This is a genomic window from Mesorhizobium sp. B1-1-1, assembly GCF_006442955.1.
Classification (GTDB): domain Bacteria; phylum Pseudomonadota; class Alphaproteobacteria; order Rhizobiales; family Rhizobiaceae; genus Mesorhizobium.
This window is the reverse complement of the sequence record NZ_VFWW01000010.1, coordinates 187914-210376: the sequence shown is the minus strand read 5'-3', so window position 1 is coordinate 210376 and position 22463 is coordinate 187914. Positions and strand designations below refer to the sequence as shown.

Below are 22463 nucleotides of genomic sequence, written 5' to 3'. Positions count from 1 at the left end.
CCTGACCGAACCCGGCCGAGCGGCCGAACCGACCGGCTGAGCCGGAGTTCAGACCAGCGGCTTCAACTCCTGGGCGATGGTAGGCAGCAGTTCCGAGACATTGGGGTGGATGTGCATGGCGCGCGCCAGCGTGTCCACAGGTGCCTTGGCATACATCAGATCAAGCACGCAATGCACGGCTTCATCGCCGCCGGGGCCAAGCACGCAGCAGCCGAGGATTTCCCTTGTGTCGGCGTCGACGAGGATCTTCATGAAGCCTTGCGTCTCGCCTTTCTCGATGGCACGGCCGACACGGGTCATCGGCCGCTGGCCGACCAGCGCGCGGCGTCCCGACTTCTTCACCGACGCCTCGGTCATGCCGCAGCGGCCGAGCGGCGGATCGATGTACAGAGCGTAGGCCTCGATGCGGTCGGTGACCTTGCGCGGATCATTGTCGAGCAAATTGGCCGCAACGATCTCGTAATCGTTGTAGGACGTGTGGGTGAAGGCGCCCTTGCCATTGCAGTCGCCCATCGCCCAGATGCCGGGCACGCTGGTGCGCAACTGGTCGTCGACGGTGATGAAGCCGCGTTTGTCGACCTCGATGCCGGCCTGGTCGAGGCCGAGATCGTCGGTATTGGGCGTTCGCCCCAGAGCCAGGAGCACATGCGAGCCGACGGCCGGCGGCTTGCCGGCGGAGAAGGCAACAGCAATATCCTCGCCCTGCCTGGCGAAGCTTATGGCGTCGGCGCCGAGATGGACCGCGATGCCTTCGTTTTCGAGGATCAACAGGATGGCGTCGGACACATCCTCGTCTTCGCGGCCGATCAGCCGCGAGCCCTTTTCGATAATCGTGACCTCCGCGCCGAAGCGGCGGAACATCTGCGCGAATTCGAGCGAGATGTAGCTGCCGCCGACCACCACGAGGTGGCGCGGCAACACGTCGAGGTCCATCATCGAAGAGTTGGTGAGAAAGTCGATGTCGTGAATGCCGGGCAGATCCGGTAACGATGCGCGGCCGCCGGTGTTGAGAAAGATCTTGCCGGCGGTTAGGAGATCATCGCCGACGCGCACCGTGTTGGCGGATTCGAAACGCGCATGGCCGCGATAGAGCGTGCATTTATCCATGTCGGCGATCCAGGTTTCCAGATTGCCGCGGGCGTCGTTCGACACCTTGTCCTTGCGCGCCTTGACCCTGGGATAGTCGACGCCGACCGGGCCGGAGAGGGTCACGCCATAGTCCGCGGCGCGCCGCGCGAGATGCGCGGCATAGGCGCTGGCGACCATGGCCTTGGTCGGCATGCAGCCGGTGTTGACGCAGGTGCCGCCGACCAGCTTGCGCTCGATCAGCGCCACGCTCATGCCGGCCGCCGTCAGCCGGCCGGCCAGCGGAGGGCCGGCCTGGCCGGCACCGATGACGATGGCATCGAAGGTTTTCGCCGTCATGCCACCGCCGCCACGATCAAGAGGCCGCCAACGATCGCGACCGCGTCCTCGATGAAGGCCGCGGGCTGGTCCTTGCCGAAGGCGGCCGCCAGCCGGCCGCGCGCCTCCGCGCCGCCGAGCGTGCCGATAACGGCCCCTATGGCGCCGGCGATCAGGCAGGCGATGGTGGCGCCGCCAGTGGCGCCGATCACAGCGCCGCTGAAGGCACCGAGCAGGATACGGGCGCCGAATTGCTGCGGCACCTTGCGGCTCGGCGTCGACGGCAACTGGTCGGTGACCAGCTCGACGATAGCCAGGATAGTGAAAATGCCGACAGCGGCCCAGTGGCTCATGAAGCTTGCCCAGGTGCCGGCAACCGGCAGCCAGCCGAGCCAGGCGCCCCAGGCGACGGCGGCCGGCGCGGTCATGGCGCGCAGGCCGGCAATGACCCCGATCAGAAGTGCAAGAATGTAAAGCATGTTCATCCCCCTCGATCCCGGGCCGGGACAGCCCTGAAAAGGCAGGCTACCATAGGTCCGGTATTTGGCCAGTACTTGCATAGGCGCTCTCTTACGCCGCAACGGTGCGTGGCAATGATGACGGAGGCACCGCATGGCTGAGAGCGAACGCGCAAAAATGGCGGCGGGCGAGTGGTATACGTGCATGGATGACGAACTGGAGGCGCTGCGCGGCGTGGCTGCGGGCGCCGTATTCGAGCACAATTCGCTTGCGCCCCGTCAGCGCGGCAACATCGGGCCTGCCTTGCGGGATCTGCTCGGCGGCGCGGGCGAGGGCGCCCGCATCGAGGCGCCGTTCCACTGTGCCTATGGCTTCAACATCTTTCTCGGGGACGGCGTCTTTCTCAATGCCGGCTGCATCATTCTCGACACGGCAAGCGTGCGCATCGGCAAGGGAACGCTGCTCGGCCCCAATGTGCAGATCTATTGCGCCGAGCATCACAGGGAGGCCGCGGGGCGACAAGCCGGGCTGGAAATCGCCAGGCCGGTCGAGATCGGTGCCGATGCCTGGATCGGCGGCAGCGCGGTCATCCTGGCTGGGATCAGCATCGGCGGGGGCGCCATCGTCGGCGCCGGCGCCGTGGTGACGCGCGACGTGCCCGCGAACATGACGGTGGTCGGCAATCCGGCGCTGGCGGTCAAACGCGGTTGAGTGCTCGGCGGGCGCTCAGTGCGAAAGCGCGTGCGGCGACCGGTCGCCTTGGTCGGCCCGCCTGGAAAATTCACGCCGGTATTGCGCCGGTGAGGTCCTGAGACGCGCCGAAAAATGCTGGCGCAGCGAGGTGGCGCTGCCGAAGCCGGCCTCGAAGGCCACGACGTCCATCGATTTTTCCGTCGCCTCGAGCAGACGCTGCGCCAGTTCAAGCCGTTGCTCGATCAGCCAATCGCCGAAACTGGTGCCGATCGATTTCTGGAAGCGGCGGGTGAAGGTGCGCCGTGTCATGCCGGCGGCTTCGGCGACGCGGTCCAAGCTGTGCGCATCGCCGAGCGTCGCACGCACCGCGTCGAGTGCTTGTGTGAACCTGTCGGTATCGGCGCTCCTCGCCAGCGGGCGCTCGATGAACTGCGCCTGTCCGCCTTGCCGGTGCGGGGAGAGCACGATCTGCCGCGCGAGCCGCAGTGCTGCCTCGGCGCCGTAGCGGGCGCGAACGATATGGAGGCAGCAGTCGAGCCCGGCCGCGACGCCGGCCGACGTCACCACGTCGCCATTGTCGACATAGAGCACCTCGGCATCCACCGCGATGTCGGGATGAAGCTTCTGAAGCCGCTCGGCATAGGCCCAATGCGTGGCCGCACGCCGACCGCCAAGCAGTCCGGCAGCAGCGACTGCGAATGTTCCCAGGCAAAGGCCGACGATCAGGGCACCATTGCGGTGGGCCCGCCGCAATGCTTGGCTCAGCGGTTCCGGCAGCGGATCTTCGAGATCCCGCCAGCTCGGCACGATGATGATGTCGGCGCCATCGAGGCCCTCTAGCCCATGGGGCGCGGCGACGCTCAGCCCGGCCTCGGTGTGGACGGGACCGGCCTCGATCGCGCAGATGCGGAAGTCGAAGCGCGGCAGGCCGAACGATGTGCGATCTTCGCCGAACACCAGGCAAGGCACGGAGAGATGGAACGGGCTGATGCCGTCGAAGGCGAGGACGGCGACGATCTGGTGGGTCATGTCTTCCGGGGATTTCTGCGCGGGGTTATGCGGATTGTCCCAATTCTTTCGAATGATGTCAATCGGGCCACTTTCGCCCGATGGTGGCGGACCTATGCTCGGGCATCACATCAAGCCTGAAAGGAATGCATCATGTCCGAACCAGCCAGCAAGACGCCGCGCCGCGCGCTCGTCGTCGTGGACGTCCAGAATGACTATGACGGCGGCAATCTCGCCATCCAGCATCCGCCGTTCCGCGACAGCGTCGTCAACGTGGCGCGCGCAATGGACGCGGCAGCAGCGGCCGGCATCAAGGTGGTGGTCGTCAAGCAGATGGCGCCGGAGACGTCGCCAATCTTCGCCAAGGGCAGCCATGGCGCGGAATTGCATCCCGAGATATCGAGGCGGCCACGCGACCACTATGTCGAGAAGACGCTGCCTTCCGCCTTCACCGGCACCGATCTCGAAGAGTGGCTGCGCGCCAACGCCATCGATACGATCGTGGTGGTCGGCTACATGACGCATAATTGCGACCTGTCGACCATCATCCATGCCGTGCATATGGGCTTTGCCGTCGAGTTCCTGTCCGACGCGACCGGCTCGGTGCCTTACGCCAACAGCGCGGGCTATGCCTCGGCCGAGGAGATCCACCGCGTGGTGACAATCATCCTGCAGTCGCGCTTCGCCGCCGTGCTCAAGACCGCCGAATGGATCGAGTGCCTGAAGACCGGCACCTTGCCGGAACGCGATACGATCTTCGGCTCCAACCAGCGGGCGCTGGCTCGCAACGCTGCGTAGTCGTCTGCGGAAATACAAAGGGCGCCGCATCGCTGCGGCGCCCTTTGCACTTTTTGGAATTGAGGATTTCTAGAACAGGCCTTCGATCTGGCCGGCTTCGTTGAGGAAAATCTTTTCCGACGACGGCGCCCTGGGCAGGCCGGGCATGGTCATGACCTCGCCGCAGATAATGACGACGAAGCCGGCACCCGCCGAAAGCCTGACCTCGCGCACCGGTACGGTGTGGCCGGTTGGCGCGCCGCGCAGGTTCGGGTCGGTCGAGAAGGAATACTGCGTCTTGGCCATGCAGACCGGCAAGTGGCCGTAGCCGGCCTGCTCCCAGGCGTGCAACTGGTCGCGCACCGACTTGTCGGCGATCGCTTCCGAGCCGCGATAGATGCGCTGGACGATGGTGTTGATCTTCTCGAACAGCGGCATGGCGTCGGGATAGAGCGGCGCGAACTGCGAGGCACCGGATTCGGCCAGCGCCACCACTTTCTTGGCGAGATCCTCGATGCCGGCCGAGCCGTTGGCCCAGTGCTTGCACAGGATCGCCTCTTCGCCCATCGAGGCGACATAATCCTTCATCGCCTGGATTTCGCCATCCGTGTCGGAGTAGAAGTGGTTGATGGCAACTACCGCCGGCACGCCGAACTGCCTGATGTTCTCGATGTGGCGGCCGAGATTGGCGCAGCCCTTCTTCACCGCCTCGATGTTTTCCTTGCCGAGGTCTTCCTTCTTGACGCCGCCATTCATTTTCATGGCGCGTACGGTGGCGACGATGACCGCCGCCGCCGGCTTCAGCCCGGCCTTGCGGCACTTGATGTCGAAGAATTTTTCCGCGCCGAGATCGGCGCCGAAGCCGGCTTCCGTGACGACGTAGTCGGCAAGCTTGAGCGCCGTCGTGGTGGCGACCACCGAGTTGCAGCCATGCGCGATGTTGGCGAACGGGCCGCCATGCACGAAGGCCGGATTGTTCTCCAGCGTCTGCACCAGATTCGGCTGCATGGCGTCCTTGAGCAGCACGGCCATGGCGCCGTCGGCCTTGAGGTCACGGGCATAGACAGGCGACTTGTCGCGGCGATAGGCGACGATGATGTCGCCCAGGCGCTTCTCCAGGTCCTTCAGGTCGGTGGCGAGGCACAGGATGGCCATGACCTCGGAAGCGACGGTGATGTCGAACCCGGCCTCGCGCGGATAGCCGTTGGCGACGCCGCCGAGCGAGCAGATGATCTCGCGCAGCGCCCGGTCGTTCATGTCCATGACGCGGCGCCAGGCAACGCGGCGGGTGTCGATGCCGAGCTCATTGCCCCAATAGATGTGGTTGTCGATCAACGCCGACAGGAGGTTGTGCGCCGTGGTGATGGCATGAAAGTCGCCGGTGAAATGGAGGTTCATATCCTCCATCGGCACGACCTGCGCGTAGCCGCCGCCGGCCGCACCGCCCTTGACGCCGAAATTCGGACCGAGCGAGGCTTCGCGGATGCAGATGATCGCTTTCTTGCCGATGCGGTTCAGGCCGTCGCCGAGGCCGACGGTGGTGGTCGTCTTGCCTTCGCCGGCCGGGGTCGGGTTGATGGCGGTGACCAGGATCAGCTTGCCGTCCTTGTTGCCCTTCACCGATTTGATGAATTCGGCGGAGACCTTCGCCTTGTCATGGCCATAGGGCAAAAGGTGTTCGGTCGGGATGCCGATCTTGGCGCCGATCTCCTGGATCTGTTTTTTCTTCGCACCGCGGGCGATCTCGATGTCGGACTTCACTTCTGCCATGACGGCTTTCCTCTGGATTGGACGGTGGAGGGGACGGGTTGATCACTGGTGCATGTTCGATACGCCGCGCGGGCAAGGGCATGTTCTAGCCCTCTCGCTGCCGTGGCGTCAACTTTCATGCAACTATGTTTCCTATGAAGAAAATTCCTCTGCGGCGGGCCGACCTGCCTCCGGTTCTTTCTGGCTCGGCTTGCCGCGCCGTATAGAAGCCAGAGCGGGGACGCGTCCGCCGTCTCAAAACAGCCGCGCAATGCACGGAATGCGACAGACACGGCGGCGCAAATCCGCCATCGCCGGCCTAAAGCGCATCGCGCTTCAGGCATTTGTTTCCATGCATATCGTTCTTCCCAGGCCGGACCACTTTTGGGTGACATGCATTGGGCCGACCGGCCCTACTGCGTCAGCACGTTGCTGATTTCGACCATGTTGGAACGCACCCTGAGCACATAGAAACCCATGGTCGTCAGATGCGTGGGCAGCAGCCAGCCGTCCTCGCGGCCATTGGCGATGATGAAGGGCTGGATGCGCAGCGCCGAGACGAACTGCGCGTCCATCGTATCCCACAGGCTCTGCAGGTGCTTTTCCTTGATGACGTCCTCGAAGTCGGCCTGCGCGCCCTTCATCAGTCCGTAATAGGCGTAGAGCTGGCCATAGGCGAACCAGTAGCGGTCGTCGGCGCGGAAATCGAACCAGCCATTGTTATGGTTTTCGGCACGTTCCTTGAGGATGGCCGAGGTCGAGCCGATATCGCTGGCGATACGGTCGATATATTGCTTCAGATTGTCGGCACGGGCATCAAAGGTGGCCTGGCAGGTGGCGAGGCGGGCGTTGAAGGAGCGCAGCTTGCGCACGGCGTCGCGATAATAGCTCGGGGTCGGCGTCTTCGGGCCGAACGGGCTTACACCGAAATACCAGGTGTACTCGTCGAACTGCAGATTGCCGCGCGCATCCTGCAGGTCGGCGTCGATCTGCGATGTCGTGCGCACACGGCCGAGATTGTCGGCGAGCTCGGTCGCGGTGCGGCGCACCGCCTGGTTGATGCCGCGCTGGAACGAGGCCTTGTTGTCCATCCACGGCGTGTTGTCCCAGCTGATGCCGAACAGGCCGAGCTTGTAGAGGATCATCGACGAGATCCAGGCATTCTGGTTAACGTTGAAGTCGGTCAAATCGGCGGCAATCTGGGCGATGCCGGAGTTGCCACAGGTCCTGGCAGTGTCGGCACCGGCACCGGCTGCTACCTGTTCGCCCGCCGAGATGTTGCGCTTCTCGAACGTGTAGGTGTCGGGATAGCTCGGATTGAAATTATTCCACCACTGGGTGGCGTAGAAGAAATTGGCGTAGAGGCCGAGCAGCACCAACAGGGCGAGGCCGAGCACGGCCTTGAGGATCCAACCGCGCTGCGCATACCAGCGGCCGGCCCACATGAACGGCCACAAGATGACGCCGATCAGGAGGCCGATGCCGCGGCCGATCCATTGGAAAATCCTGACGAAGAAGTTCACGATCGGATCGAGCATGGCTGTGTCACCCCTCAAGGCATAATGTCAAAAAGTTGCGGACTTTTGGATAACATCATGCGCCAAAACAACAAGTTAGAACGAAATGACGGCCGGTTTCGTTCTAGTCAGTCAGGCCGTAGAGGCGCGTGCGGAACGCCACCTTGTCCTTCAGATATGTGGTTTTCAGAACGTCCACAACATGCGATCGCCAGGCGTCGCTGAAGCCCTCATAGTCCTTGTAGAAGCCCTGCTTGTTGAAGACGTAGCGCGAGACGAAGTCCGACGGCACGAAATCCGAGATCAGCCGGTTGGTCAGCCAGGCGTCGGGATGGTCGGGCTTGGCGCGGACCACCAGGAAGCGCTGCTGCGGGAACACATCCTCGATCTTGAGATGGCCGAGCTGGGCAATCTCGCGCTTGGCGGCGTTGAGGAAGGGGAAATTGCCGTCCCTGGTGATCAGGTCGGCATGGCCCTGGATCCAGGTCTGCAGCCAGACCTTGTCGACGTCGGTCAGATTGCGATCCGGCTCGGCGTCGCGGATCAGCGCGCGCACCACCATCTCGGCGCGGTGCTCGAGATAGCCCGAGGCTTCGATCCAGGAGGCGCGCGGCAGTTCGATGCGGCCGGTGGCGGCGAGGAACTTGAACACCTTGTCGGCGTCCTTGATCGAGAGATAGCTTACCTGCCACGGCCGCGAGCGGCGGAAACCGGGGGCCGCCGGATCGCTGATGACGGTCGTCATGTCGGGGTCGACGAACACGTAGAGCCCGCCGAAATGGCTGGTCCAGTAGGCGTTGTGGCGGAAGATTACCTGGTCGGGCACCAGCGCGTTCTCGCGGATGTCGCCGCAGATCTTGGCCAGTTCCACCATGCGGGTGAGCATGGCGTTGTCGCGCCAGGCGTCAGGCTCCTGTTTCAGGCGGTCGACGAGCTTGCCGAGCTCCGCGGCCTTGCCCAGCACATCTTCGGCCGACAGCACCTTGAACTCGACCTGGTTGATCGACAGCAGATCCTCGATATCGTTGACCTTGGGAATGGAATCCTCGATCTCGCCGTAGATGACATCCTTGATGGTCAGCGCGTCGATGGCGCGCTGATTCCTGGACATGAACTCGAACATCAGCTGCGAGGTGTTGGAGAAGGCGGTGTGCACCACCGGCAGGTCGATCTGCGACGGCGTCAGGATGATGAAGCGGCGGTTGACCTCATTGGGATCGAGGTAGCCGTAGTCGCCGCATTCCTCCGCCACTTCCGGCGAAAAACCGGTGCGGTCGATCTGGAAGCTCTTCAGCTTGGTGGGCTCGAGGCCAAAGGCGGCAAGCGCCTTGTTGTAGCGCTCGATGAGATGCGGCTCGTCGACGACGAGCAGCCGGCCGTAAATGAGCTCGTTGTCGCGCAGGAGATCGGGTTTGCGGGCCATTATTCCTTCTCCCACAAGGGGAGAAGGAAAGGCCGGAGCGCATCACGCATTCCACAGCCCCTTTTTCTTCATCTCCTCCATCTCACGCGCTGCCCGTTCGCGCAGCCGCGCGTCACGCAGCAGCTTTTCCACGGCGGAGTCGTCGGACTTGTCGGAGTAGCGGAACTCGCTGTCGGCGTAGCGGTTGATCTCCTGCATGACCATGTCCATCGAGAACGGGCCGCGCAGTTGCTCGATCATCACTTTCTTCTCGTCATAGCTCTTGTGCATGAAAACCTCTGGTTTTTCGAACCAGTCGTCGGGAAGCTCGATGTCCATGGCGCGCATCTTGATGGCGTCGGTGACGTTCTTGATGGCGCGGCCGGTGAAGCGCGGCTCGGCCTGCTTGATCAGGTGCAGATAGGTGCCGATGTCGGCCATGGTCTTGGGCGCGCCATTCTCCTTCATGTAGCGCTCATGGACCCGCATCAGCCCGTCCTCCTGCGGCTTCTCGTGCTCCTCATAGGCTTCGGCCACGGCGCGCTGGATCTCCTGCGCGGCGTAGAGTTCGTGGTCGCCGAGCGGGATCTTGTGGTTCTTGCCGGCGAGCAGCACGAAAATGTCGATGTAATCGTCACGCGTCTGCGGCCCGTCGACCAGCCAGCGGGCGCCGGCGCGCTGGCGCAGCGCATCGTCGACATTTTCGGGATAGTTGGAGAACATGCCGAACGAGCAGTTGCCGCGCACCACTGTGGCGGCACCGGCGAAGGCGTCCATCAGCACGCCGGTGATCTCCTGCTGGCCGGCCGAGGCGCGGTCGTCGGAACGGCGCGCCGCCACCTGGTCGATGTCGTCGATGGTGCCGAAGCCGATGACGCGCGGGTTCAACACATTGTTGATGAACTGGCGGCAGTTCTGGCCGGACTTGCCCTGATAGGACGAGATCTGGTCGACGCCGAAATTCTCGTAGGCGAAGGGATAACCGGCGACCTGGCAGTAACCATTGACGAGACCGGCAATCATCTGGATCAGCGTCGTCTTGCCGGTGCCCGGCGCGCCGTCGCCGATGAAGGTGAACAGGAAGCCGCCGAGCTCGACGAACGGGTTCAGCTCGCGCTCGAAGTCATAGGCCATCAACATCTTGGCGAGCTTGACCGACTGATATTTGGCGATGTGGTTGCCGACGACCTCTTCCGGTTTCTTGAAGGTCATCACCAGGGGCCTGGAACGCTTGCCCGGCGCGACGTCGAAGCCGTCGAGCGTGAAATCGTCGGCATCGATGCGGACATGCGCGTTCTCGAACGGGCCGATGCCGTCGAAGCGGCCTTTTCGTGCCAGGAGGCCGTCGATGGCGACACGGGCGAAGGCGCGCGCCCTGGTCATCAGGTCGGCATCGTCGGATGCGCCCGAAATCGCCTTGTCGAGACCGGCCAGGATCGACTTCACCGCGTCCTGCGGCGTGTCGAAGAGGAAATCCGGCTCGGGAATGTCGTTGGGCGCCTCGCCGTCGCTGTCGATGAGCTGGAACAGATAGGAGGACAGGCTGAAGGCGGCAATGTAAGCCGAGGCCGACAGAAGCTTCTTGAACGTGGCGGCCTCGTCGCCTTCGAGGGGAGCGCGGGTGTTCCTGGCCTGCAGGCTTTCGAGATCCGAGCCTTCGGCGAAAACATCCGATATGGCGAGCGCGAGCGCCGTGCCGCGCCGGGCGCGAAACAAAAGTGTGTGCTGCGGGATGGTCAGCAACTGGTCGTCGGGGTGAACGGCGCCGACGGTCTTCGCCAGCTCGACCTCGCGCGTGCGGCGCACCGAACCGACAGAGACGGTGGAGACGAAGCGGCGATTGGTGCCGGCAAGCGCGGTGCCGGAGGAGCTAGACGGGTCTTCCAGCACGACAATGCGGGTGATGAAGCTCTGCGCGGTGGCGCGGTGCTTCTCGATCGCCGCTTCCGGGATGGTGGTCAGGCCGGTATCCATTCCTATACCCCAATTGAAGACAGTAGGTTGTCGATTGACGGAGCCATGTTCTTAAGAAAGTAATCTATCCCAAATATCACAAAATATACGATGCATGCCCACAAAAAAGGGTAATATCCATCCACTCTGAATAATATTCCTACCATGTAAGCAAAATTTACGATCAGAGTAACAATGATAATTGTAGCGGGGCGGGTGCTTTCGAAAATTTCTTGCCAGGAATTTATTATTAATGCGACCGATGTTATTGTTAGCAGAATACTAATAGAAATAATCGATAGTTTAATGCGCTTCCTAAATTGGGGGTCGTCACGAAATGACTGTAGGGAAAGTATCAGAAATGTGAGTGAAAATGGCAGCAGCGATAAACCAATGTACCAATCGCTGGGTGGTTTGACTCTTGGCGTAGAGAAAAGGGCCGAGCTAATAATCGTCACAGATGCGAAATTGAGAAATGCTAGTATCTTATTTTCGTCGTCAAAAAAGCCACTAAGGCGAACTCGGTGAGGTCGTAAAAAATATGGAATCAAAACTATCGAGGAAAAAGTTAAGTCATTTCTGAAATCTGAAAGATCAATTAAAATAAATCTTGATACTATAGACCATATGTAGTTAAATACTAATTGGTAGTGAATTACGATTCGGGATAAAGTATCCGAGATAAAGTCTCCCGCTGGGCCTGCAACTGAAAACAATTGAAGACCTGCAGCCGCGGCTGCAGCCGTCCCAAGCCAGGTAAATTGATGCCGCAAATTTCCGAGTGAGCTACTCATTATACGTCCGAGATGACCTGTCCGTTGGACAGGATGTGGACCTTGTATCCGGAAAAGATCTTCTGCGCTTCGCCCGCGGCATAGAGCGCCTGGTATGCCTCGTGCGGGATCAACGCGTGGTTCTCGTAGCTCGACACGCCCTGGCGCGCGGCCTCGAGGTCGTCGGTGTTGATGAAGAACTCCTGCGTCGTCTTCTCGCTCGAAAACAGCCCCCTGCGGCCGGGTTTTTCGCCCTTGGAGTAGACCTCCTGGATGGTCCAGGTCAGCAGCCAGGCGTTCTCCGGCTTGCGCACCTTGGCCAGAACCTCGGTCACAGTAGAATTGTTGTCGGTGATCCCGGCCGAATAGAAGGGGCCGAGCACGACGCGCCGAAGCTGCTTGGGGTGCAGCGGCTCGAAGTCCTTGTCGAGGTTGACGGCGATGGTTGCCGGCGACAGCGTGTAGGCCGAGTTCTTTTCGGTGAAATCGTCGAAGCGATGGGCAAGCTCGGGATTGAGCAGGCCATCGACTGGCAATGGAATGTCGATCTGGTCGTTGAGCTTGCCATTGCGGTCGACGAGCTGGCGGATCATGTCTTCGGAGGAATCTTCCACCGTCACCATGTAGACCAGCGGCAGGTTGGCGCTGCCGTCGAAGGTCGCCCAATGGACCAGGTAGTAGGGCCGCGCCGTCTTCGGATTGACGGAAACCTTGGCCGTCTGCGCCAGGGTGAAGGGGCCGAAGGTCTGCTCGCTCTTGACGTCCTCGAGATAAAGCCTCTCGGCCATCGACTTCTGCAGCGCTTGGGGGAATTCCTTGTGGCGCAGGATGAAGTCGGCCATCTCCTCGCGCAATTCGTCGGCCAGCGGGATGTTGGCGAGCCGCGTGTCAGCCTGGCGGCGGTCGTTTTCGAGCTCGAGCAGGTTCTGGAACACCGGGAATCCGCTTTCGGCGCGCGAAATGCGGAACGTGTCCATGAAGCCCAGCCGGTTGCGCCAGCAGGAGAACGACTTGTCGAGCCGGGCGATGTATTCGGCGACGATCTTGGCGACGATGCCGTGCCGGTAGAGCGGCGAGCGATCGTCGCGCATGAACACTTCCAGCCCGCCGAGTGCTGCCGTGATTGCCGAGAAATACCGCGCCGCCGCGTCGTTTTCGGAGGTCATGCTATTGGGCCTTGGCATTGTCGCACCGGTGCGGGCGGCAATTACGACTGCACGTAATTGGCCGAATTGTGCTTCTTCAGCACCTCGTCGAAACGGCGGGCGAAGGCGTCGTCGGCCAGTTTCTTGCGGCGCTGGATGTCGGCGGTGGCAACCATGTTCTTCTCGTGCATCTCGAGCAGGTCGCCAATGTGCTTCTGCGAGGCGGCGCCGATGCCGGCCATGGTCTCCTCGGCGGTGTTGTCGACCTGGCTGCCCAGCGTGTTGATCTTGTGGGCCACATCCTGCTGGGCGGCGGTCTTCAGCGAATCCTCCAGTGCCTTGTAGAGGACGATGCGCTGCTCGGTGTCGATGGTCAGCTTGTTGATCAGCGTCGACTGCGCTGCGATCTGGTTGTTGAGCGAATCGACGAAGGTCTGGAACATCGAGGTGTAGCGCTCCAGCGTCTGGCTCTCGGCCAGCAACTCCTGTTCCTTGGCCTGCTTCTCATTGTATTCCGTGGCGAGCTTGGAACGTTCGCCTTCGAGCTGCGTGCGTTCCTTCTGGCTGGTGGAGGCCGCGATCTTGTTTTCGATGTCGAGCAGCATCGGATTGAGCTCCTCGATGCGCTTCTGCACGGTTTCCAGGTTCGACATGGTGGCCTTGCGGCGCTCGATAACCTGCGACAGGCTGGTCTCGGAGGTTTTGTAGCGCTGGTCGAGGACTTCTTTCTGCGCCTTCAATATGCCGACGATGGTGTCGGACTTGGCCAGCAGTTCCTGCAGGTTGCCCGCCAGTGACATGTTGCGGACGCGGTCGGTGCGCAGACGCTGCTTGCGTTGGCTGGAGAAGATGCCGATGAAGTTTTCCCAGCCGGTGTAGTTCTTCATGCTCTCGAACTCGGCGCCGAAAACGTTGGTGGCGTCCTCCAGCCCGATGATCAGGTCGGCGATATTGCCTTCCATCACCTTCTGCTGCTTCAGCACGTCTTCGATGCGGGCGTTCTCGATATCGAAATTGGCGTCGCCGATCTTCTTGTCGGCGGTGGCAAGTTTGTCGAGCACGGCGCCGGACTGGTCTATCTTGGTGCGCATGTCCTGGACGACCTGCTTGGTCCTGGCAATTTCGGCATCGAAATTCTGCAATGTCGCCATAAGGGCCTCCCGCTCCGGCATCAGGTCGCTGATTGCGAACAGCGGCGAATATATGTGGGGCTTCAGGGGATTGAAAGACGTGAAGACAGGGGCGCTTCGAAAACAAAAACCTTGCCCACGCCCTTGAAACGCAATCGATCCGCGATCATGGCGAAAGGATCGTTTGGAATACGCGTGGTTCAACTGTCATTGAACTTCAACGTCGGCGGATGTCGGCCAGGCATTCAGTCCCCCGCTGCCACGAATGCCTGAAATCCGACGGAGCATTGAGCGCGGTGAGGACGGTGGCAGCTCGGCGTCCATCGCGGGGACGGAATAATCCTGGCTCAGGGCTTGGGATCGGCCTTCAGATAAGCGATGACATTGGCGATGTCCTCGTCGCTGCTCAGGCCGGCAAAGGCCATCTTGTTACCGGGCACTTTTTGCCGCGGCGCCTTCAGATACTCGGCGAGGTTGGCCTCGTCCCAGACGAGACCGGCGGCGCCTGCACTCTTCATCGCTTCGGAGTAATGGCCGAGGAAGCTCTCGGCACTGCCGGCGGCGCGGCCGACGACACCCATCAGATGCGGGCCGACCTTGTCGCGGTCGCTCGCTGCTTCATGGCAGGCCATGCATCGGTTGAAGACCCTCTTGCCCAGTGCCGGATCGCCGCCGGCATGGGCGGCAAGGACGCCGGCAAGCAGAAAGGCTGCGGCAGACGAAGCGGCTCGAAACATGGCTATCCCCGACGAGTTCTGGCTGGAACGAGAGGACGCAGAATAGGACCGGGGCCTTAACAAACGCTGCATCGTGGCGGGATCGCGAAAGCCGATCGATGGCGGCAAGTGTGGCGGCCGTGATGCCACAGCCCGGTCAAGGCGCGACAAAGCCGATGAAATCGTCGGGGGCGGCGCGACCCATTTCTTCTTCCCAATGGCGACGGCAGAGCGAGACATAGACGTCCTTGCCGATCGCCACCTGTTCGCCCTGCCGAGCGACCTTGCCGTCGGGGCCGAGGCGCACCACCATCGTCGCCTTGCGGCCGCAGCGGCAGATGGTGCGCACTTCGCGCAGCTCATCGGCTATGGCCAGCAACGCGCGCGAGCCGGAAAACAGCTTGCCCTGGAAATCCGTGCGCAGGCCATAGCACATGACCGGAATGTCGAGCCGGTCGGCGATCCGGGCGAGCTGCCAGACCTGCTCCTCCTCGAGGAACTGCGCCTCGTCGACGAAGACGCAATGCACGGCACCGTGCTGATGATGTTCGGCGACGCGGGCGAACAGGTCGTCGCCGTCACGAAACATCTCGGCTTCCGTTTCCAGTCCGATGCGTGACGAAATCAGGCCGGTGTCGCCCTTGCGGTAGTGGCCGGCGACGAACAGCATCGTCGTCATGCCGCGCTCGCGGTAATTGTACGACGCCTGCAGGAGCATCGTCGTCTTGCCCGCATTCATCGTCGCGTAGTGGAAATACAGTTTGGCCATGGCGCCCTTTTAAGCCCACTTGGCCGGGCCCGGGGAAGGCCCCTGGCAGGCCTTCCACCAAAAAAGCCGGCTCGCATGGAAAAAGCGGCTGACGTGTCGCTGATCGGCCAGCCAGCGCCGTTGATCGTGATTGCCTTAATGCTTGAAACCGCACGAGAATGGTGTTTGGCTGACGAAACAAGGCGGGCACAAAAACCGTGACTTCGCCTCGCCAAAGAATCGAAATGGGAGAAAGTTCATGTCGCGTATGAATTCCTTCGTCGCAGGCCTCGGCCTTGCGGCTTTCTTGTCGACGAGCGCTGCCTTCGCCGGGGATCCGGCTAGCTGCAAGGCGGTACGCCTTTCCGATGTCGGATGGACCGATATCCAGGCGACGACCGGCATCGCCTCGGTGCTGCTCACGGCGCTCGGCTACGAGCCGCAGGTAATCCAGCTGTCGGTGCCGGTGACGATGGCGTCGCTGAAGAACAAGGACCTCGATGTCTTCCTGGGCAACTGGATGCCGTCGATGACCAACGACATCAAGGACTACACGGCCGACGGTTCGGTGGAGACCATCAGCACGAACCTGACCGGCGCCGGCTACGGCATCGTCGTGCCGACCTATGTGGCGGATGCCGGCGTCAAGACACTCACCGACCTCGGCAAGTTCAAGGACAAGTTCGACGGCAAGATCTACGGCATCGAGGCCGGCAATGACGGCAACCGCATCATCCTCGACATGATCAAGAACCCGAAGGACAATCTCGAAGGCTTCGAACTGGTCGAATCCTCGGAGGCCGGCATGCTGACGCAGGCCGAGCAGTCGATGAAGAACAATGAGTGGATCGCCTTCCTCGGCTGGACGCCGCACCCGGTGATGGGCGCCATGAAGATCACCTATCTCGACGGCATGGGCGACAGCGGCTTCGGTGCCGCCACCGTCCACACCAATGTGCGCAAGGGCTACACCACCGAGTGCCCGAACGCCGGCAAGCTCATTGCCAACCTCAAGTTCAACCTGGACATGGAAGGCCAGTTGATGGACGCCATCCTCAAGGGCGGCGACGCCCAGACTGTCGCCACCGACTGGCTGAAGAAAAATCCGGATGCCGTGACACCCTGGATCGCCGGCGTGACCACCTTCGACGGCGGCGATGCGGCAGCGGCCATCAAGACCGCACTGGGGAGCTGAGCCGACTGACTTCGGCATGCACGCGTGAGAACAAAAGGGCAGCCACTGGAAAAGGCTGCCCTTTTTCATATGCTGTGAGAAGATGACGTGACGACAGCGGACACCGCGGCAAAGCGATGCCGGTAGGAGAGGGGGCAAGATGGATCCGATTTCCAAATTCCTGGTCAGCTACAAGATTCCCATCGGCCCATGGGGCAAGGCGTTCTTCGGGTTCCTCACCGACAATTTCGACAACGTCTTCAGGGCCTTTTCCAACGGCCTGAACTTCATCCTCGACGGCCTGGTCGACCTCCTGCTGGTGGTGCCGCCGGTGCTGCTGGCGCTCATCATCGCCATCATCGCCTGGCTGCTGCAGCGTTCGCGCCCGCTCGCGATCGGCGTCTTCCTCGGGCTGATCTTCATCATCAACCAGAACCTGTGGAAACAGACGGTGCAGACGCTGGTGCTGGTCGTGGCCGCCGCCGCCATGGCGATGGCCATCGGCGTGCCGCTCGGCATCTGGGCGGCGCACAAGCCGAAGGTCTACCGCTTCATGCTGCCGGTGCTCGACCTGATGCAGACGCTGCCGACCTTCGTCTACCTGATCCCGGTGCTGACCCTGTTCGGCCTTGGCAACGCGCCCGGCCTCATCGTCACCATCATCTTCGTCATCCCGACCGCGGTCCGGCTCACGCATCTCGGCGTCGTCTCCGTGCCCAAATCGATCATCGAGGCCGGCGAGGCGTTCGGCGCCACCAGGAGCCAGCTGCTGTGGAAGGTCGAACTGCCCTCGGCGCTGCCCACCATCATGGCGGGCCTGACCCAGTCGATCATGCTGTCGCTGTCGATGGTGGTGTTCGCAGCGCTGATCGGCGCCGGCGGGCTCGGCACCGAGATCAACCGCGCGCTCGGTTCGCGCCGCATCGATCTCGGCCTCGAGGCCGGGCTCGCCATTGTCGTGCTCGCCATCGTGCTCGACCGCATGACCCGCATTGGCGTTGGAGGCAAGAAATGACCGTCGCCGTCGATTTCAGGAACGTCGATATCGTCTTCGGCGCCGACCAGGCGGGTTCGCTGGCGCTCATCGACAAGGGCGCGACGCGCGCCGAGATCCTCGAGCAGACCGGCAATGTGCTCGGTTGTGCCGGCGCCAGCCTTACCGTGCATGAGGGCGAGATTTCCGTCCTCATGGGTCTGTCCGGCTCGGGCAAGTCGACACTGCTGAGAGCGGTCAATCGCCTGAACGTCGTCTCGCGCGGCCAGGTTCTGGTCAAGGATGGCGACCGCACCGTCGATGTCGTCACCTGCGACGAGGCTACCTTGCGGCGCCTGCGGCAGAAGCAGGTTGCGATGGTGTTCCAGCAGTTCGGCCTGCTGCCGTGGCGGACGGTGGAAGAGAATGTCGGGCTTGGCCTCGAACTTGCCGGCGTGCCGGATGCCGAGCGCAAGGAGCGCGTCCACAGGCAGCTCAAGCTGGTCAATCTCGAGCAGTGGTCGAAGAAATACGCGCATGAGCTTTCGGGTGGCATGCAGCAGCGCGTCGGGTTGGCGCGCGCCTTCGCCACCGAGGCGCCGATCCTTCTGATGGACGAGCCGTTCTCGGCGCTCGACCCGCTGATCCGCACCAAGCTGCAAGACGAGTTGCTGCAGCTGCAGGCCGAACTGAAGAAGACCATCATCTTCGTCAGCCACGACCTCGAGGAAGCGCTGAAGATCGGCAGCCACATCACAATCATGGAGGGCGGACGCATCGTGCAGACCGGCGCGGCGGAGGACATCGTGCTCAAGCCCGCCAACGATTATGTCCGCGACTTCATCGCCAATGTGAATCCGCTGTCGGTGCTGACCGCCTGGAACGTGATGCGCGATCGCCGCGATCTCGAACAGGGCAAGGACGGCTGGGTGTGGCTCGACCGGCGCAAGACGACGCGCTTCAAGATCGACGACCATGGCCTTGTGGCGGCGGCTGAGCGTGACGGCAAGCCGGCGGTATGGGTGTCCTGCGCCGACGTCGAAGGCCAGCCCGAGGAAGCGGCCCAGGTGTTCTGGGCCAATCCCGGAACGTCGCTGAAGACCGTGATGCTGGCCATGCACCGGTCGCAGACTGCGCCCGTGGCGCTGTTCGATGACCAGTCGCGCTTCGTCGGCGCGATCGGCATCAGGGACGTGCTGAGCGCGGTGCTGCGGCGGTAATCCCTCAGTCGCGTCTCAAGTCGCCAGCGGCAGGCGCAGCTCCGTCAGCAGGCCGCCGTCCGGATGGTTGGACAGGCGGATCTCGCCGCCGGCGGCACGCGCGATGTTGCGGGCGATGGTGAGGCCGAGGCCGAGGCCGCCGGTCTGGCGGTTGCGGGACTGTTCCAGGCGCACGAAAGATCCGAACACGGCGTCGATCTGGGCTTGCGGAATACCCGGCCCCTCGTCGCGTATGGCCAGCGTGATCATGTCGCCCGACCGGTACAGGCTGAGATGCGCCTTCTTGCCGTAGGTAACTGCATTTTGCACAAGATTGGTGACGCAGCGCTTGAGCGCGACCGGTCGCGCCATGCAGATCAGGCCGCGCGAGCGCGTATCATCATTGTCGAAGGAGACCTCGGCGTAGCCGTCGGCGATCGATTCCACCAGCGACCAAAAGTCAATGCGCTCGCTCTTTTCCTCGTTCACCTCGAAAGTGGCGAAGTCGATGACCGAACTGGCGATGCTCTCGACATCGGCGAGATCGTGCGCCAGCGCCTCGCGAACCGCCGACTTGCGCAACAGTTCCAGGCGCAGCCGCATCCTGGTCATCGGCGTGCGCAGGTCGTGCGCCAGCGCGGCGGCCAGGTGCTCACGGTCCTCGACATATTCACGCAATCTCGCCTGCATGGCGTTGATCGCCTTGGCGGCGGCGCGCACCTCGCGGCTGCCGCTTTCGGCGATCGGCGGGCTCTTGAGGTCATTGCCGATCCGGTTCACGGCGGTTTCCATCATCCGGTAGGGCGCGGTCAGCCGGCGCAGCGACCAGATCGACATGATCACCACCAGCCCCGCTATCAGCGAATAGAGCGGCAGGCTGTCGAAGCTCAGGATCGGGCCGACCGGCGTGATCGGCTCGGTGAAGTTCAGCCATTGGCCGTCGGCGAAGCGCAGCGAGGCGGTCAGCTTGTCACTCTGGGCGAAATTCGCCGCCAGCACCAGGAGATCGCGTTCCACCTGGCCGACGTCCCTGTTCATGACCTCGCCGCCGGGGCTGTCGGATTCCTGCGTCGCCGGATCGCGCCGGACGCGCGCGTCGGTGACGCCGAACTTCGACAGCCGTCCAACGAGAATGTCTTCCAGCTCGGCGAGTTCATCGTCGCCGGCGATCGACGAGGTGACCGCGGGGGTGTCTGAAACCGTGAGAGCGTAGGTGGCGTTGAACAGGCCGGATGCGGTCGCCTTGCGCTCCTCGGGCGTGGCGGCATGCATCAGCTGCACCAGCGAATAGGCGCGGTCGTTGAGGCGGTAGAGATCGACCACGTCATTGGCGGCCGCGCGGTCGCGCGACACGATGTAGAGCGTCGCGACCTGACTGATCAACAGGCCGGCAATGACGATCAGCAGCACCCACACAGGCAGGGTCTGCGGCAGGAAACGTCTCATTCGGAAGTCGTTTCGGGGAGGAACTGATAGCCGCCGCTGCGCACCGTCAGGATCAGCTTGGGCGTCTTGGGGTCATCTTCCATCTTGCGCCGCAGCCGGCTGACCAGGATGTCGATGCTGCGGTCGAAGGAATAATCGCTATCGCCGCCGGAGAGTTCGATGAGCTGATCGCGGGTCAGCACGCGCTGTGCGCTCTTGACGAAGGTCTGCAACAGATTGAACTCCGCCATGGTCAGTTCGACCCTGACATCGTCGGGCGCGGTCAGCCGGCGCCGCGAACAATCCATCGTCCAGCCGGCGAAGCGGTAGATCTGCTTCGATGTGACGCGTTTGGGCTCGGGGGCACCGTTGCGCCGCAGCACGGCGCGTATGCGGGCCAGCAATTCGCGGGGGTCGAAAGGTTTGGGCACATAGTCGTCGGCGCCCATCTCGAGGCCAACCACGCGGTCTGTCGTCTCGGTGACGGCGGTCAACATGATGATCGGCGTCGAATACTGGGCCCGGATGTCACGGCACAGTTCCAGCCCGCTCCTGCCGGGCAGCATGACGTCGAGCACGATGAGATCGACCTGTGCACGGCGCAGGATCGTTTCCATCTCGGTGCCGTCGGCGGCAACCGATGTGTGCAGGCCGCGCTTCTGGAAGAACTCCTGCAGCAGGTCGCGAATGCCCTTGTCGTCGTCGACGATCAGTATGTGTGCGTCGGATTTCACGGGGATCCTGTCTTCGTTGACCTGCCAAGCCGGCAGGCGGCCACCCACACGATAGAATTCGGGCCATATGTTGGCCAGTGCCTTGGATTTCAAGGCAAGGTAAATCTGGCAATCTCCACACCGAATGCGCTGGAGGCCTCCCGCCGGGGCGCACAGACACAATCCAGAAACAAAATTCTATAATCGGGAAAAACTCCTGAAAAACTAGGCCGGCATAACGGTGCCGTGGCGGTCAGGTCATTTGGCCGCGACGCAAGTCTCCGGGTTCACGGATTAACCGATGCCAAGGTTGTCGATCAGTTTGTTGGGTGCGTTGATGGGCATTTCGCTCGTCACAGCCGCTGCTGGACAATCGGATGCAAAAGTGACGCCCACCACCCGGACCGAGCGGTGTGCCAATCTCAGCCACCAATTCGACGAAGCCCTCGAAACCCATGCCACGGCAACGCAGGTCACCGCGGCAAAGGCACTTCAGAGAAAGGGCAACCGGTACTGCGCCGCCAAGAAACAGGCACAGGGCATCCGGATGCTCGCCAACGCTTTGAAGTTGCTGGGGGTGACACCGAACGACCCGGTTCAGTGACACTCGAAACCCGACCCGCATGAAAAGGAAATGAAGCCATGAAAAAGTCCATCCTCTCCGCCACCGGTCTCGCCGTTGCTCTTGCCTTCGCCATGCCGGCTCTCGGCAACGCCGCTGCCACCACGACCGCCGCTCCGGCTGCTTCCTCGACGACCACCGCTCCGGCGACCACGACCGCCAAGCCTCCTGTGAAGAAGGTCGTTGCCAAGAAGCACAAGAAGGCGAAGAAGACTGTCAAGAAGACCGACAAGAAGGTCGCTCCGAAGGCTTAATCCAGGTCGGGCGCAACTGCCTGCCTTATGACAAGGCCGCTCCAGTCGCGTTTTGCTGGAGCGGCCTTCTTCCTGTCCGAAAAAGCCGAAGGCCGTGTATCGGCAGTGAAGCGAACGGACAGGTCCCAACGATGTGGCCGAAGCCGGCGCCGGCGGCTTTGTCTCGATCGGCCTTAACCCGATTGCAAGGCCGGCGCCGTAGGACAATCCGCATGAAGAGGCGGCTTTCGTCCGTTCTGCGCTCGATCGTGTTCGGCGGCCTGGTCGCCACCGGCGCCGCCCGGCTTATGATCCTGTTCACCGCTAGTCCCGTGCCGGATCCGGCCAGCGGCCGCACCGAGCCGTCACTGTTCGCACCTGTGATTTCAACCGACTGGGATTACATCACGCCCGCGCAGACGTGGCTGCTCATCGCACTTGCCAGCGTGACGCTGATCTGCGTCGTCGCCTGGCCGGTTGCGTCCTGGATGGAACGCCGGTCCGATGCGGCCGGAAACTTGCCCTCCCGACGGGGCTTCGGCCGCCAGGGCCGTTGAACCGCGGGCCATACCTCCCACATAGCTCTGTGATTGGACGCTCGCTTTCGCCCGTGCGAAAATAGGGGCGAAGCCGAGGCTCGCGCAATTGCC

22 protein-coding genes are annotated in these 22463 nt (G+C 62.4%); 9 read left to right on the top strand and 13 right to left on the bottom strand.

Going from position 1 to position 22463, the window contains the following annotated elements; all coding sequences use genetic code 11:
- Positions 1-48: 48 nt before the first annotated feature.
- Together FJ986_RS22045 and FJ986_RS22040 are read right to left on the bottom strand one after the other, a co-directional pair.
- The gene (locus FJ986_RS22045) at positions 49-1425 is read right to left on the bottom strand and encodes an FAD-containing oxidoreductase (protein WP_140675612.1); all 1377 of its coding nucleotides are present in this window, start codon (positions 1423-1425) and stop codon (positions 49-51) included.
- The gene (locus FJ986_RS22040; protein WP_140666039.1) at positions 1422-1883 is read right to left on the bottom strand and encodes a DUF4126 domain-containing protein; all 462 of its coding nucleotides are present in this window, start codon (positions 1881-1883) and stop codon (positions 1422-1424) included. The genes FJ986_RS22045 and FJ986_RS22040 overlap by 4 nt, the downstream gene beginning before the upstream one ends.
- 133 nt (positions 1884-2016) lie before the next feature.
- On the opposite strand from FJ986_RS22040, the gene FJ986_RS22035 reads away from it, so the two are divergent.
- Positions 2017-2574 carry a sugar O-acetyltransferase gene (locus tag FJ986_RS22035; protein WP_140675609.1) on the top strand — a complete coding sequence of 186 codons (558 nt, stop codon included), beginning with the start codon at positions 2017-2019 and terminating at the stop codon, positions 2572-2574.
- Between the two features lie 15 nt (positions 2575-2589).
- Here FJ986_RS22035 and FJ986_RS22030 read toward each other — a convergent pair whose 3' ends face one another.
- Complete coding sequence (locus tag FJ986_RS22030) at positions 2590-3585, bottom strand: helix-turn-helix domain-containing protein (RefSeq protein WP_140675606.1); 996 nt, start codon at positions 3583-3585, stop codon at positions 2590-2592.
- A gap of 132 nt (positions 3586-3717) precedes the next feature.
- Here FJ986_RS22030 and FJ986_RS22025 point away from each other — a divergent pair, with 132 nt between their 5' ends.
- Entirely contained in the window at positions 3718-4362 is a 645-nt protein-coding gene (locus tag FJ986_RS22025; RefSeq protein WP_140516952.1) for a cysteine hydrolase family protein, read from the top strand.
- A gap of 69 nt (positions 4363-4431) precedes the next feature.
- On the opposite strand, the gene FJ986_RS22020 is transcribed toward FJ986_RS22025, so the two are convergent.
- The 8 genes from FJ986_RS22020 to FJ986_RS21985 all read right to left on the bottom strand — a co-directional run bounded on the left by FJ986_RS22020 (position 4432) and on the right by FJ986_RS21985 (position 15495).
- Positions 4432-6111, bottom strand: a complete 1680-nt coding sequence (locus FJ986_RS22020; RefSeq protein ID WP_140496069.1) for a formate--tetrahydrofolate ligase — start codon at positions 6109-6111, stop codon at positions 4432-4434.
- 392 nt (positions 6112-6503) lie between these two features.
- Positions 6504-7628, bottom strand: coding sequence for a DUF2333 family protein (locus FJ986_RS22015; protein WP_140516950.1), 1125 nt, complete (start codon positions 7626-7628; stop codon positions 6504-6506).
- Between the two features lie 103 nt (positions 7629-7731).
- Complete coding sequence (locus FJ986_RS22010; RefSeq protein ID WP_140516948.1) at positions 7732-9030, bottom strand: DUF6638 family protein; 1299 nt, start codon at positions 9028-9030, stop codon at positions 7732-7734.
- 42 nt (positions 9031-9072) lie between these two features.
- A complete protein-coding gene (locus FJ986_RS22005; protein ID WP_140516946.1) occupies positions 9073-10983 on the bottom strand; it encodes an ATP-binding protein in 1911 nt (636 codons plus the stop codon).
- Between the two features lie 772 nt (positions 10984-11755).
- On the bottom strand, positions 11756-12901 hold the full coding sequence (locus FJ986_RS22000) for a hypothetical protein (RefSeq protein WP_140516944.1): 1146 nt from the start codon (positions 12899-12901) through the stop codon (positions 11756-11758).
- Positions 12902-12942: 41 nt separating this feature from the next.
- Positions 12943-14031, bottom strand: a complete 1089-nt coding sequence (locus FJ986_RS21995; RefSeq protein ID WP_140496064.1) for a hypothetical protein — start codon at positions 14029-14031, stop codon at positions 12943-12945.
- A gap of 326 nt (positions 14032-14357) precedes the next feature.
- Positions 14358-14747, bottom strand: a complete 390-nt coding sequence (locus FJ986_RS21990; protein ID WP_140556116.1) for a cytochrome c family protein — start codon at positions 14745-14747, stop codon at positions 14358-14360.
- 136 nt (positions 14748-14883) lie between these two features.
- Positions 14884-15495, bottom strand: coding sequence for a thymidine kinase (locus tag FJ986_RS21985; RefSeq protein WP_140516940.1), 612 nt, complete (start codon positions 15493-15495; stop codon positions 14884-14886).
- Positions 15496-15570: 75 nt separating this feature from the next.
- Between FJ986_RS21985 and FJ986_RS31115 the strand changes: the two genes are divergently transcribed.
- The 4 genes from FJ986_RS31115 to choV all read left to right on the top strand — a co-directional run bounded on the left by FJ986_RS31115 (position 15571) and on the right by choV (position 18841).
- Positions 15571-15696 (top strand): hypothetical protein, encoded by a 126-nt coding sequence (locus FJ986_RS31115; RefSeq protein ID WP_263483040.1) that lies wholly within the window; start codon positions 15571-15573, stop codon positions 15694-15696.
- Between the two features lie 37 nt (positions 15697-15733).
- Positions 15734-16669: a choline ABC transporter substrate-binding protein gene (locus tag FJ986_RS21980; RefSeq protein WP_140496061.1), complete on the top strand. Its 936-nt coding sequence runs from the start codon at positions 15734-15736 to the stop codon at positions 16667-16669.
- Positions 16670-16808: 139 nt separating this feature from the next.
- A complete protein-coding gene (gene choW / locus FJ986_RS21975) occupies positions 16809-17663 on the top strand; it encodes a choline ABC transporter permease subunit (protein WP_140516938.1) in 855 nt (284 codons plus the stop codon).
- On the top strand, positions 17660-18841 hold the full coding sequence (gene choV / locus FJ986_RS21970) for a choline ABC transporter ATP-binding protein (protein ID WP_140631799.1): 1182 nt from the start codon (positions 17660-17662) through the stop codon (positions 18839-18841). The genes choW and choV overlap by 4 nt, the downstream gene beginning before the upstream one ends.
- Positions 18842-18856: 15 nt before the next feature.
- Here choV and FJ986_RS21965 read toward each other — a convergent pair whose 3' ends face one another.
- Both FJ986_RS21965 and FJ986_RS21960 read right to left on the bottom strand, forming a co-directional pair.
- Positions 18857-20266 (bottom strand): ATP-binding protein, encoded by a 1410-nt coding sequence (locus FJ986_RS21965; RefSeq protein ID WP_140496058.1) that lies wholly within the window; start codon positions 20264-20266, stop codon positions 18857-18859.
- Positions 20263-20979, bottom strand: coding sequence for a response regulator transcription factor (locus FJ986_RS21960; protein ID WP_140561408.1), 717 nt, complete (start codon positions 20977-20979; stop codon positions 20263-20265). The genes FJ986_RS21965 and FJ986_RS21960 overlap by 4 nt, the downstream gene beginning before the upstream one ends.
- A 280-nt stretch (positions 20980-21259) precedes the next feature.
- On the opposite strand from FJ986_RS21960, the gene FJ986_RS21955 reads away from it, so the two are divergent.
- From FJ986_RS21955 to FJ986_RS21945, 3 genes are all read left to right on the top strand, one after another.
- Positions 21260-21562, top strand: coding sequence for a hypothetical protein (locus FJ986_RS21955; RefSeq protein WP_140556114.1), 303 nt, complete (start codon positions 21260-21262; stop codon positions 21560-21562).
- Positions 21563-21600: 38 nt separating this feature from the next.
- A complete protein-coding gene (locus FJ986_RS21950) occupies positions 21601-21834 on the top strand; it encodes a hypothetical protein (RefSeq protein ID WP_140496055.1) in 234 nt (77 codons plus the stop codon).
- A gap of 212 nt (positions 21835-22046) precedes the next feature.
- Positions 22047-22370 carry a hypothetical protein gene (locus FJ986_RS21945; protein WP_140675603.1) on the top strand — a complete coding sequence of 108 codons (324 nt, stop codon included), beginning with the start codon at positions 22047-22049 and terminating at the stop codon, positions 22368-22370.
- Positions 22371-22463: the final 93 nt, after the last annotated feature.